Raw genomic sequence first — 13,659 nt, forward strand, 5'->3', positions numbered from 1 at the left:
ATAATTTTCACGTAATGGAATTTCTGCATGAACTACTGTACTTTTTAAAAACGCGTAAAAAGTTCTGGTTGCTTCCTTTAATTATTATGTTATTAATACTGGCCTCCCTGGTGGCTTTGACCAGTGCTTCTGCTTTAGCGCCTTTTATTTACGCCATATTTTGAGGAATATTATTCTGGGCATATCAGCTTTTTATCACGATAGTGCGGCGGCGTTGATCATCGATGGACGGATCATCGCAGCGGCGCAGGAGGAGCGTTTTACCCGGATCAAACAGGATGCGGCTTTTCCCGTGCAGGCCATTAAATATGTATTGTCGGAAGCGGGTGTATCATTTGATGAACTCACCGCCGTGGCGTTTTATGACAAGCCGTTACTAAAGTTTGAACGGCTGCTGGAAACGTATCATGCCTTTGTACCCCGTGGCTGGCGCAGCTTTATAAAGGCGATGCCGGTGTGGATGAAGGAAAAGATATTTATGAAAAAGATGCTTCGAAAGGAGTTCCGTGCGTTGGGCGCCACGAAAAATACGCCCCTGTATTTTCCTGAACATCATTTATCACATGCTGCCAGTGCCTTTTATCCCTCGCCCTATGAAAATGCTGCCATTCTCACTGTAGATGGAGTGGGAGAGTGGGCTACCACTACTATTTCCTATGGCAGGGGAAGAGATATAAAAATTTTACGGGAGCTGCGTTTTCCGCATTCTCCCGGTTTATTATATGCTGCCTTTACTTATTTCCTGGGCTTTAAAGTAAACAGCGGAGAGTATAAGCTCATGGGCTTATCTCCCTATGGTATAGCGGATGATCCGCAAACAGTTTCTTTCCGGGAAAAGATCCTTACAACGCTGGTGGATATACGAAGCGATGGATCTATCCTGTTGAACATGGATTATTTTGATTTTGCCACGGGTTTAAAAATGACGGTGACGCCTTTGTGGGAAGCGCTGTTTGGTATTTCCCGCCGGGAGCCGGAGTCGGAGATCACCACTGCACATATGAACCTGGCGCTGGCCATTCAGCAGGTGACAGAAGAAATAGTGGTAGCGTTAGCGCGTACAGCGAGTGAAATTACAGGTAGTACCAACCTGGTGATGGCAGGAGGTGTGGCATTGAATTGTGTGGCCAACCGTAAAATAAAGGATGCGGATATTTTCAAAAATATCTGGATTCAGCCGGCGGCGGGTGATGCGGGTGGTTCGCTGGGTGCAGCTTATGCTGCCTATCATATAGGTATGGAGCAGGAGCGAATATATTTTCCGGGAGATGATGCGATGCAGGGAAGTTTCCTTGGCCCCGCTTACAGCGACGTGGAGGTGAAACAAATGATGGCGCGTTATGCGGCAGTGGCCGCACATTATCCGGATATCACCGCACTCACAGAAAGGGTGAGCGCTTACCTGGCCGCAGGAAAAATAGTGGGCTGGTTCCAGGACCGGATGGAGTTTGGTCCGCGCGCACTGGGCAATCGCAGTATCCTGGCTGATCCCCGGCAACCGGATATGCAGCAGCAACTCAATCTGAAAATAAAATTCCGGGAAGGTTTCCGGCCTTTTGCACCAGCCGTACTGGCAGAAGATGCACATCTTTATTTTAAAGATGCAGCTGCTTCTCCATATATGTTATTTACTACCACGGTAAAATCTGAATGGCGTATTGCACCGGTAAAAAATGCAGCAGCATCATTTGCTGCTACGGTGGAAGAAAGTGAACCGGAATTATCGGTAGCATCTATATATGAACGGTTGCAACAGGAACGTTCTGCGATTCCTGCGGTAACACACCTCGATCATTCTGCAAGGATACAAACCGTACATCGTACACTTCATCCAAAGCTATGGGCACTTATTAATAGTTTTAAAAAACTAACGGGTTGTAGCTTGCTTATCAACACCTCTTTTAATGTACGGGGAGAGCCGGTAGTGAACACACCGGAAGATGCATGGCTGGCTTTTATGCGGACAGAAATGGATTATGTGGTGATTGGAAATTATGTGTTCGAGAAAAGCCGCCAGCCAACGTTGCCAAAGGAGTTGTTCAAATCCTTCGAAATGGATTGAAATAGTAGTTACAGTAAGAAATTTTAAAAAAAATATAACATTAATGCACCAGTTAGTTCATTATTAGCGCTCTTGTTAGGCCGGTGATGCTTACTTGCATTCATTATTTTTTATCAATCGAAATATCGTTCGCGTTATGAAAAGATTACTATTGCTGATGCTCCTCGCATCGGGTCTGCTGCAGGCCTATGCACAAAAGCAGTTGACAAAAGGTAAAGTGCTGGATGAAACCGGCCAACCACTACCTGGAGCAACTGTCAGAGTAAAAGGTACCAACATTTCAAGTCCTACCAATGCTACGGGCGAATTCCAGATTGCAACCGGCGACGCGGCGTCCCCGGTACTGGTAATTTCTTATATCGGCTACATCTCACAGGAAGTAGCGGTAACCGGCGACAATCTCAACATTACTTTAAAAACAGATTCCCGTTCTTTGAATGATGTGGTGGTAGTAGGTTATGGTACCCAGAAAAAGAGCGATGTTACCGGAGCGACCAGCTCGGTGAAAGCAGTTGAAATTGCCAAGCGTCCTTTGGCAAGAGTGGAACAGGCCTTACAGGGTACTACTTCCGGCGTTACTGTACAGAGCAACAGTGGACAGCCTGGTAAAGGTATCAGTGTAAGGATCCGTGGCGCCAGTTCTATTACAGGCGGTAATGATCCGTTGTATGTAATTGATGGTTACATCGGTGGTAACCTGGAGTCTATTGCTCCCGGTGATATCGAAAGCCTGGAAATCCTGAAAGATGCATCTGCAACTGCTATCTACGGTTCCAGAGGTGCGAACGGTGTGGTAATGGTAACTACCAAGACAGGTAAAACCGGTAAACCAAGAGTAGATGCAAGCGGATGGATCAGTAAAGCGTCCTTACCAAGAAGAATGGGCGTGCTGAATGCTTATGATTTTGCATTACAGAGAACGAAAAAAGATATCGCTACCGGAACAGGTCGTGGTTTTACTGACGCACAGCTGGCTGCCCTCAAACAAAATCCTGATGGCACCGACTGGCAGAGTGAGTTAACACAGAAGCCAATTGTTCAGAATTACCAGGTAGGTGTATCCGGCGGTTCTGAGAATGTGAAATACTATTTCTCCTATAACTATCTCAACCAGCCAGGTTTGCTGATCAACTCCGGCTACAACAGACACACCCTGAGAGCAAACGTAGATGTGAAGCTGAACAGCAAAATGGATCTGAAAGTAAATATCACCGGTCTGTTGCCATCCTCACACAATACCGATTTCTCCGGCGACATCACCGATCCGTTCGCTCAGTCCACTATGTATGATCCAACCAGCAGCGTAAGGGATGCATTGGGTAACTATATTCCCCGTGCACAATTTGCGTCACTGGCTACTAACCCGGTACAGAATATCATGACCCGTTCAGTTGATGGAAAAACTTCCAACATGACTGCAACTGGCGTATTTACTTACCGCATTATTGATCACCTGACCTTTACCTCGAATAACAGTTATGAGTTGCAGAATCAGCAAACACAGTCTGTTTTCCCTCCCGGAACAAACGAAGGATATAACGGTGGTGACTACGCGAAAATGGAAAACTCCCGCTACAGAAGCTGGCAGAACTCCAACTTCCTGACTTATAACAATCGTTTTGGCAAGCACTCACTGACGGTAACTGCCCTCTTTGAGCAGGCTTCCAAAACCAACACCAATACTATTGCACAGGCCAACAAGCTGTCTACCTACAGCCTTGGTTACTGGAACCTTGCATTAGGTAAGAGCCAGTCAACCAGCGGTGGTTTCTGGGAAGACGCTTTGATCTCCTACATGGGAAGGGTGAACTATGCCTTTAACGATAAATACCTGTTAACGGTAGCTGTTCGTACAGATGGATCTTCCCACCTGGTTGACAAGTATTCCACTTTCCCATCCGTAGCATTGGGCTGGGCAATCGACAAAGAAGGATTTATGGCTGGTTCTAAAACAGTAACTGGTCTGAAACTTCGCGCAAGCTATGGTCAGACCGGTAATCAGGCAGTACCTGCCTACTCCAGCATTGCGCAGGTGAGTACAGGTCTTCCTTACTATTTTGACGGTACCACACCAAGCGTAAATACGCCATTAGGATCTCCGGTTTCCAAATCACTCCGTTGGGAAAAAAATACCACCTATGACCTGGGTCTGGATATGGAATTCTGGAATGGCCGCTTAACTTTCACCGCAGATGCTTACAATAAGAAAGTAACAGACCTGTTGTACAACACTGATAACCCATTCTATTATGGTGGCGGAAGCTATCAGCGTAACATCGGTAGCGTAAGAAACACCGGTCTTGAATTCGCTGTAGGCGGTATTCCTGTTGTAACCAAAGATTTCAAATGGAACAGTAGCTTCAATATCTCCTTCAATAAAAATGAAGTATTGGATCTGGGAGGTCAGGACAATATCATCGTAAACGGTATTGGTTCTGCACAGCAAGGCGTATCTATTATTAAAGTAGGTCAGCCGCTGGGAACTTTCTATGGTTACAGATACCTGGGAACCTGGAAAACAGAAGAGAAAGCAGAAGCTGCCACCTATGGTAAAAAACCAGGCGATACCAAATACGCTGACCTGGATGGCGATAAAAAACTCTCCGGTGGCGATCTGACTACTATCGGTAATGGTATGCCTAAATACTACTTCGGGTTTATCAATGATTTCTCCTACAAGAACTGGAGCATGAACGTAATGTTCCAGGGTACACACGGCAACCAGATCTATTCTTTCAGCCAGGCTTACACCATGGGCGGATTGGGGGATGCACGTGATGCGACCAACAGTAAGATCCTTGAAATGTGGACACCTGAAAAACAAACAGATGTTCCTACGTATGGTAACCAGAATGAAATTAAGAGCAGCCGTTATGTATATGACGCCAGCTACATTAAGCTGAAAAACATCTCCCTGACTTACACTATTCCAACAAGCCTGCTGAGCAGAATACATGCCCGCAGCCTGGATGTGTACATCAGTGCGCAGAACATCTGGACGATCACCAATTTCCCTGGCTATGATCCTGAAGTAACCAACGCTACCAATGCTATCACACAAGGTCTGGAAACAGGTACTATACCTAACCCCAAAACCTATACTATTGGTCTGAGACTCGGTTTATAATTGAATTAGCGTAAGCAAAGGATTCTGTTTTTCTAAAAAATTACTATTATGAACAAAAAATATTTTCTCCCATTAGCGATTGCTGCCATGATCGGTGCATCATCCTGCGTGAAGCTGACGGAAGATCCAAAAGCCAATCTGACTCCCGGCAATTACTTCAATACCCAGAGTGAGCTGGATGGAGCAGTAACTTCTGCCTTTAGAGCCCTGGCCGTAGATGGCGCCTGGGGTTTTACCAGCAAAATGACCGCATATTTTGGTGCGGATGACCTGACAACACACCCTGAGTCGAATAAAGCGGATTCACGCGAGTTCGACCGTCTGCAGGGTACCAGCACCAACTCCAGTCTCCGGGCTGGTTGGGAAGGACCATGGAACACCATTTACCAGGCCAATAACGTTATCAATAACTATGAGAAAGTAGCGGCTACCACACCGGATGCTATTCAGCAGCGTACTTATGCTGGTGGACAGGCTTACTTCCTGAGAGGTCTTTGCTATTTCTATCTCGTAAGAACATTTGGTGCATTACCACTGGTTACCGGTCCTGCTGAAATTACAGTTACGCCAGCAAGACAAGAACCTGCTAAAGTATATGAGCAGATTATCAGCGATCTGAAAGCAGCAGCGGGTATGTTACCTGATAAATGGAGCAACAGTGTGGACGTAGGCAGACCAGGTGCACTGGCAGCCCGCGCGGTACTGGCCAACGTATACCTGACTATGGCCGGCTGGCCTATCAACCAGGCATCCAATTACGGTCTGGCAGCAACAGAAGCCAAAGCGGTAATGGATTCCAAAAAATATGACCTGGTACCTGACTACCTGGATGTATTCAAAACCAATAACAACATTGAGTCTGTGTTTGGTCTGCAGTACAACGTAGCCGGTCAGCTGTTCCAGCGTTCTTTTGGTGCTACCTGTATTCCTGATGATGAAGGTGGATGGGATGACTTCTTCCCTGAAATCAATTACTTCAAGGATGCACCGGTTTGTAAACGTACTACAGAAACGTTCTATACTACTATTAAACATAAGACCTTAGGTCCTGTCAGCTGGGATGACCCAAGAACCGCTACCAAGCACCCTTACTATAACAAATTCCGTTATGGCGTGGGTGATGGTATTGTGGAAACACCTACCAAAGTGATCAGCTTCAATGCGAGTACAGATAAAACAACCGATGTGGTGCGTTTTGCAGAAACACTGCTGACCTATGCCGAAGCATCTGCGATGTCTGCCAACACAGTTTCTGATGATGCTTACGAAGCGCTGAACAAGGTACGCCGCCGCGCCGGATTGCTGGATATCAAGAAAGGATTGACAGCTACCGCTTTCCGTGACTCCGTAGTAGCAGAACGTAAATACGAGTTTGCCGGTGAGTTTGGTCAACGCTGGTTCGATATCGTTCGTTTGCAGTTATTACCACAGGTAATCGCCAGACGCGACCCGAACGAATTCAAAGATCTGCCGTTAAATCCTGCTGCGGTTGCAAACCCAGGTCCTAAATATATCGCGCCTATTCCAATCCGCGATCTGAACCTGAGCCCGGGATGGACACAAAACCCTAGTTACTAAGCACTTTTGATTTGGCCTATAAATAGTTTAATCATGCCTTGTGCATGATTAAACTATTTTGTTAATTCGTTCTCCAGGTCAATGACAAATTCTCCGGGAGTATAAAATTTAGTGAATGAAAAAAATAAACTGGAAGCTGTGCAGCCTTCTGTGGCTGACACCCTTTGTATGCTTCTCCGGACGGGCACGCGCTGCGGTCTATGATACCATTCCCGGTCCGAAACAGTCGATCGACCTCATTGATCCCACCATCGGAAATGTAGGCGCATTGCTGGAGCCCACCAGGCCAACCGTTCAACTACCGAACCAGATGATCCGCTTTACGCCGCAACGTAAGGATTATATGGACGATCAGATTTCTGATTTTCCACTCAACGTAGTATCACACCGGCTCGGACAGGTGTTCGCGGTAAAACCGGCTGTAGGCGCTGTTTCAAAAGAAGCATGGCAAAACCGGCTGGCTTATGATCATAACCTGGAAATCAATCAGCCCTGGTACTATTCCACCTGGTTACTGAATGAAGAAGTAAACGTAGAATTTACTGCCGGTAAAAAGGCGGGTTACTACCGCTTCCGTTTTCCACAGGGAAAAGAAAAATCGTTATTGTTCCATGTTTACAACGATGGCGAAGCCGCTTATAACTTCCAGCCCGGCAATGTACTCACCGGTATGGAAACCTACAATGGCTATGTAAAAGTATACATGTACGGTGTGTTCAGCGAAGCTGGTACGCCGGGAGTAGTGGCCGACGGACAGCTAAGCACTAATAAAAATATTGCTGGTAAAGGTATCAAGGCATTTATCAGTTTCCCTGCTGCTACCAAAGAAGTTACTTTTAAATATGCCATCAGTTATATCAGCCCTGAACAGGCAAAGAAAAACTACGAAGCCGAAGTCGGTAAGAAAGATTTCAATGCCGTAGCTGCCAATGGTAAAAAAGCCTGGGCCGATGTCATGAACCAGGTAAAAGTAAAAGGTGGTACACTGGCACAGCAACGTTCTTTCTATACGGCGTTGTATCGCTGCTATGAAAGAGCCATCGATATTACAGAAGACGGACAGTATTATAGCGGATTTGATAAACAGATCCACAAAGACAGCCGTCCTTTCTATACCGACGACTGGACCTGGGATACCTACCTCGCCCTGCATCCGCTGAGAATGATCCTGAATCCTTCCCGTGAAGAAGATATGTTGCAATCGTTTGTACATATGTACGAGCAAAGCGGTTGGATGCCTACCTTCCCGGTACTGTTTGGTGATCATGCCTGCATGAACGGCTTCCACTCTTCCGTAGTACTGCTGGATGCCTACAGAAAAGGGTTGAAGAATTTTGATGTGCAGAAAGCGTATGAAGGCATGCGGAAAAATGCCACCGACGCTACGATGCTGCCATGGCGCAATGGTCCTAAAACCCCGCTGGACGATATCTATCATGAAAAAGGTTATTTCCCTGCGCTGCACATAGGAGAGAAGGAAACAGAACCTGCGGTACACTCTTTCGAAAAAAGACAGGCCGTAGCCGTTACCCTGGGTGGCGCATACGACGACTGGGCAGTTGCTGAACTGGCCGGCGATCTGAATAAGAAAGACGACCAACGCCTGTTTGCGCCAAGAGCAAAGAACTACAAAAACGTATGGAACCCGGAAAAGCAATTCTTCGTGCCGAAAGATGCAGACGGGAAATGGATTGATATTGATGTGAAATATGATGGTGGCATGGGTGGCCGTGATTACTATGATGAAAACAACGGCTGGACTTACCTCTGGCAGGTACAACAGGATATTCCCGGACTGATCGGTTTGATGGGCGGTAAAGATGTTTTTGAAAAAAGACTGGATCAGCTGTTCCGTGAATCACTGGACATGTCCCGTTACGCTTTCTGGAGCAAATTCCCTGACGCCACCGGTCTCGTAGGACAATACTCCATGGGTAACGAGCCTAGCTTCCATATTCCTTACCTGTACAACTACACCGGCGCTCCGTGGAAAACCCAGCAACGTATCCGTTTCCTGCTGGATGCATGGTTCAAGGATAACATCTTTGGTATTCCAGGTGATGAAGATGGTGGTGGTATGTCTGCTTTCGTGGTATTTTCTTCTATGGGCTTCTACCCGATAACACCCGGTATACCGGAATATACTATTGGTAGCCCGGTGTTTGAAAACATCAGCATCGCATTACCAAACAAAAAACAATTTACCGTAATAGCACATAACAGCTCTGTGGTAAATAAATATATTCAGCAGGCGAAATTCAATGGTAAAACTTTGAATAAGCCCACGTTTACCCATCAGCAACTGGTAGATGGCGGAACGCTGGAACTGTTTATGGGTCCCAAGCCTAATAAAAGCTGGGGCGTACAATAAGAAGTTTACTGGTCTAGTGAGCCGGTAACAATGATGAAGACAAAAGAAAAGGCCATCTCGTAAGAGATGGCCTTTCTTTTTTAAAGCATTTACCTGTATCAGTGTGCTACTACAATGCTCTTTGTATATACCGTTTTACCATCGCTTACTTCCACTATATACATACCGTTCTTCAACTGTCTGACAGGGATGCTGAACTTCGTTCCGCTTCTCTTCAAAGTGCCGCAGATAACACCTGAAACATCTGTAATCCGGATGTCGTAGGTGATAGCTGTATTGACCTTAGCCACCGGTTTTGTTTTAGCCGTGGTTTGTTTGGTAGCCGCGGGGCTTTCCTCTTCCATGGTGATGGTTAATTCATTGGAAGCCGGATTGGGCGACATCCTGAACGACCCACCGGACACGCGTACACTTTGCCAGTAGTAGGAACTGCCGCAATCGTTAGACGCATTTACGGACAACATGCCTAAAAATCCTGGTGGTGTCAGATAGCCGCCTACATGCCTGTATCCGAGGGTAGCGGGATTCTGATTGAAAGTAATTCCTCCTGAAAACGTCCAGGTGTAATAGGTAGCACCATGCGTATCCATGCCAAAGGGAGAAAGTACATCCCCGCCATTATACGGATGTGCATACAAAGAACCGGTGGGGCCATCTACTATAATCGTAGGCGTAGTGCCCTGGCCGGGTGTAAACTGCGAGGTAGATACCGACGTGATGGGCTCCGGATTACCTACCCACACTGTTTTTTGACCGATCACAGAAGAAGTGCCATCGGGGAAATTTGCCGTGGCTTTGACCCAGCCATTACCGGTACCATTTGCCGTGACAGTGATAGGACAAGCCGTAGGATTGGCAGGCAACGTAATATTGGAGCTGCTGCTCCAGGTTACCGTAAAGCTGACAGGCGTACCGCAGGTGAGCGTGAACTGTGTGCCGCTGCTGCATACCATCCGGGGACCAGATATGGCGAAGTTGGAGCCCTGGATATAGTTGGCTGTTAAAGCAGTGGTACTTTTTCTGTAGAAGGTAATCGGCACATTGGCAATGGCGTAAGGGCAATCTGTTAAGCGATGCACCACAAGCGGACCGCCGTCCCATTTTGAAATGTACCAGCCGGCATACTGCGGATAATTGGTGAGGGCCTGCGCACCAAATGCATTCGATGAATTGGTAATGCGGAGCGCTGTGTGTATGGGGTAGCTGGGCTGGCCATACACCGCTAACTCTGCTTCGCTTTCATTTAATGTTTGCACATAATAGCCGCTGTTATAGTAGATCTGCGGCGGAGAGTTGGTGAGAGAACCGGTTTGCACCCACACCGTTTTATCATTGGCCCATGCGTACGCATGGCAGTTGTAATGACCATCGCCGGGGCCTGTAGCGAAGCTATTGGAGGTAGGGTGACTGGCCATGTACGTCGCGTAATTATTATCCGGACTGTTTGCATAACTGCCGATATACGAATACGTGGTACCATTGAAATAAAAACTGAATGTTTTTTGTGCCTGGGCCGGAAGTGTGAGCATGGCTGCCGCCAGGAAAAAAAACAGTTGGAAACAGCGCGCAGCCTTAGCCGCATAACTGCCGGAAAGGGGCTTCCCCTTAGTGGTAACGTGGAGTAACATCATAAAGAACTTTAGCGGGATTTTCTAAAAGGATTATATCATTTAAAAGTACTCTTTTAAGCATACAGATACAATAGCTTTCCCGGGAAATATTACTACTGATATCATATCGCAGTATCAGAAAGGCTTCATCAGCGCCGGTATTCACCTGATAAGTTGATGACCATTTTTCCCTTTTGCGTAAATCATTTTCCCATTTCGTCATACGCCACACCTTGACCACGTGTACCTTCGCCGGAATTTTGAAAAGATGGGATACTGTCCCCAACGCATCTAAACCTGAACTAATAGCAATGAAAATTGATTGTCTTTCTATCTCATCATATTATTACCAGGTCCTATTTATTTTTAATAAGCATCGATTAATGAACAACATTTTACGATTAACGGTTACCATTTGTTGCCTTTTCTTTTTCTGTATGAATGTGCAGGCACAAACGAATCCATCTCTGTATGGGAAAATACTTACTTCCGACGGACAGCCGGTTACTGATGTAGCAGTGGTGATCCTGGAAACGAGGCAGCAAACTGTGACCGCCAATGACGGCAGTTACAGGTTCGACCATGTACGCAGCGGAACCTATACCATTAAAGCTTCGGTATTGGGATTGCCCGCGATGAAGAAAATGATCACCGTTACCACCGGCGTGAGCAGTACCGTTGATTTTACGCTGAGCGAAAGCGCAGTAGGTCTCCGGGAAGTAGAGGTGGTGACCCGTACCCTCGGAAAAGAACTCAATAAGGAAAGTAAAACGGTGGCCAAGTTGCCGCTGAGATACCTGGAGAATCCACAGGTGTATACTACTTTGTCGGATAAATTACTGACCGAGCAAATCATCACCGACCTGAGTGATGGGTTGAAAAATGCACCTGGTATCGTGAAGATGCAGGGAAGCATTGGCCGTAGCGGCGACGGTGCCGTGTATTACAATCTCCGTGGATTCCCTACCAGAGTATCTATGGTAGATGGTATCCCCGGACAAACCAATGGTGAAATCGATATGGCCAATATCCAGTCTGTCGAAATCATCAAAGGCCCCTCCGGTACTTTATTCGGAAGCGCGGTTACTTCTTTCGGCGGATTGATCAATGTGGAAACCAAAAAGCCACTGGATACCCTGGGAGGTGAAATTTCGTATACAGGGGGCAGTTATGACCTGAACCGTATTACCGCTGATATCTATGGTCCGATCAGTAAAAATAAAAAACTGACGGGTAGAGTAAACGCGGCTTATCATACCCGCAACAGCTTCCAGGATGCAGGTTTCAGAAAGTCATTTTTCCTGGCGCCCGTGATTGCCTATCAATTCAATGAGCGCACCAATATCACCCTGGGAGCGGAGTTCTATAGCTATGAAGGCACTAACCCTTCCATTATTTTCCTGAACCGGGTGCGTAAATTTTCTGCTACTTCCCCGGAGCAATTGAATTTCGATTGGGCCAGGTCTTACACCAGCAATGATATTACCCTGAAAGCGCCGTCTACCAATGTTCACGGACGCATCGATCATAAACTGGGGCGTGGCTGGGTATCCAGCACCAATTTCTCCCGTAACATCCGCAAAACAGATGGTATGTACCAGTATGAATTTGTACGCGATTCTGCTAAGGATGATTTGCTGGAGCGTAATGTACAATTACAGAATGCAACTGCAGCAACGACCAGTATCCAGCAGAATTTTACAGGGGAATTTCGCATAGGAGGGCTTCGTAACCGCCTCATTGTGGGGCTGGATTATCTGAATCAAAGCAGCAACGTTAACAACTCCGCTATCGTTAAGTATGATTCTATCAGTGGATCAAACCCGGATGGTAAAAAGTATGCGATGTTGTCGCTGGCTTCTGCTACCAATAAAATTGCACTGAGTAAAGCAGATCCTACCAAAACATACAATTCCAACAATGTATACGGAGTCTATGCTTCTGATGTTATCAATATTACCGACAACCTGTTGGCGATGCTTAGCCTCCGGCTGGATTACTTTGCCAGCAATGGTACACAGGATTACGTAACCGGCAAAATTACAAAAGATAGCCGCTACTATCAGACCGCATTTTCCCCCAAATTTGGCCTTGTATACCAGGTGATCCCGGGGAAAGTATCTGTGTTCGGAAATTATATGAACGGCTTCAGCAACGTACAGCCTGTTACACAACCAGTGCCGGGTGTTAACGGTAACTTCAAACCACAGCATGCGAACCAGGCAGAAGGTGGTGTGAAGCTGGATCTGCTGGATAACAGGCTCACATTTACTGCCAGCTATTATGATATCCAGGTAGAGAATATTACCCGTAGCGATAAGTATAAATATAACGGTACAGACTATACGATTACTGTGCAGGATGGTACCCAACGCAGCAAAGGAGTGGAGCTGGAACTGATGGCTGCGCCGGTGAAAGGATTGAATATCATGGCCGGTTACAGCCACAATAACAGTAAACTGAATACCAGCGGAAAAGATGTGGATGGCACAAGACCCGCTTCCGCAGGCCCGGCAGATATTGCCAACGCCTGGATCAGCTATACTATTCCTGCCGGTAAATTGCGCGGCTTTGGTGCCGGCGTAGGTGGTAATAAGGTAAGTGAACATGTGACCGCCAATTCTACTGTTACCGGTAAATTTACATTTCCTGCATACACGCTGCTGAATGCCACCGCATTTTATGATGCCCGTCAGTTCAGGGTGGGCCTGAAGCTCGACAATATTACCAATGCGGAATATTATGTTGGACAAGGCGTGATCAGTCCGCAGATGCCGTTTAATTTTTCTGCCAATGTTTCATTGAAATTCTAACCCAATCGCATATACGAATAGAAGGCCGTCTCCATGTATGAGCGGCCTTTTTATTGTTATCAAGAATTATAAAAAATTATGTATTATGATATAGTTAT

The 13,659-nt window shown here is 46.5% G+C and carries 7 protein-coding genes; 6 read left to right on the forward strand and 1 reads right to left on the reverse strand.

The window, feature by feature from the left end:
- The first annotated feature begins 14 nt into the window (after nucleotides 1-14).
- The 5 genes from BMW79_RS34400 to BMW79_RS17565 all read left to right on the forward strand — a co-directional run bounded on the left by BMW79_RS34400 (nucleotide 15) and on the right by BMW79_RS17565 (nucleotide 9,138).
- Nucleotides 15-164 (forward strand): DUF5989 family protein, encoded by a 150-nt coding sequence (locus BMW79_RS34400; protein WP_407641632.1) that lies wholly within the window; start codon nucleotides 15-17, stop codon nucleotides 162-164.
- The gene (locus BMW79_RS17550; protein ID WP_089896977.1) at nucleotides 161-2,062 is read left to right on the forward strand and encodes a carbamoyltransferase family protein; all 1,902 of its coding nucleotides are present in this window, start codon (nucleotides 161-163) and stop codon (nucleotides 2,060-2,062) included. Before BMW79_RS34400 ends, BMW79_RS17550 begins: the two co-directional genes overlap by 4 nt.
- Nucleotides 2,063-2,198: 136 nt before the next feature.
- Nucleotides 2,199-5,189, forward strand: a complete 2,991-nt coding sequence (locus BMW79_RS17555) for a SusC/RagA family TonB-linked outer membrane protein (protein ID WP_089896978.1) — start codon at nucleotides 2,199-2,201, stop codon at nucleotides 5,187-5,189.
- 48 nt (nucleotides 5,190-5,237) lie between these two features.
- The gene (locus tag BMW79_RS17560) at nucleotides 5,238-6,767 is read left to right on the forward strand and encodes a RagB/SusD family nutrient uptake outer membrane protein (RefSeq protein WP_089896979.1); all 1,530 of its coding nucleotides are present in this window, start codon (nucleotides 5,238-5,240) and stop codon (nucleotides 6,765-6,767) included.
- A 115-nt stretch (nucleotides 6,768-6,882) separates the two neighbouring features.
- The gene (locus BMW79_RS17565; RefSeq protein ID WP_089896980.1) at nucleotides 6,883-9,138 is read left to right on the forward strand and encodes a GH92 family glycosyl hydrolase; all 2,256 of its coding nucleotides are present in this window, start codon (nucleotides 6,883-6,885) and stop codon (nucleotides 9,136-9,138) included.
- A 98-nt stretch (nucleotides 9,139-9,236) separates the two neighbouring features.
- Here BMW79_RS17565 and BMW79_RS17570 read toward each other — a convergent pair whose 3' ends face one another.
- Nucleotides 9,237-10,769 (reverse strand): T9SS type A sorting domain-containing protein, encoded by a 1,533-nt coding sequence (locus BMW79_RS17570; RefSeq protein WP_089896981.1) that lies wholly within the window; start codon nucleotides 10,767-10,769, stop codon nucleotides 9,237-9,239.
- A 362-nt stretch (nucleotides 10,770-11,131) separates the two neighbouring features.
- Between BMW79_RS17570 and BMW79_RS17580 the strand changes: the two genes are divergently transcribed.
- Complete coding sequence (locus tag BMW79_RS17580) at nucleotides 11,132-13,561, forward strand: TonB-dependent receptor (protein WP_177192231.1); 2,430 nt, start codon at nucleotides 11,132-11,134, stop codon at nucleotides 13,559-13,561.
- Nucleotides 13,562-13,659: the final 98 nt, after the last annotated feature.

It is taken from the genome of Chitinophaga arvensicola, from assembly GCF_900110835.1.
GTDB lineage: Bacteria > Bacteroidota > Bacteroidia > Chitinophagales > Chitinophagaceae > Chitinophaga > Chitinophaga arvensicola.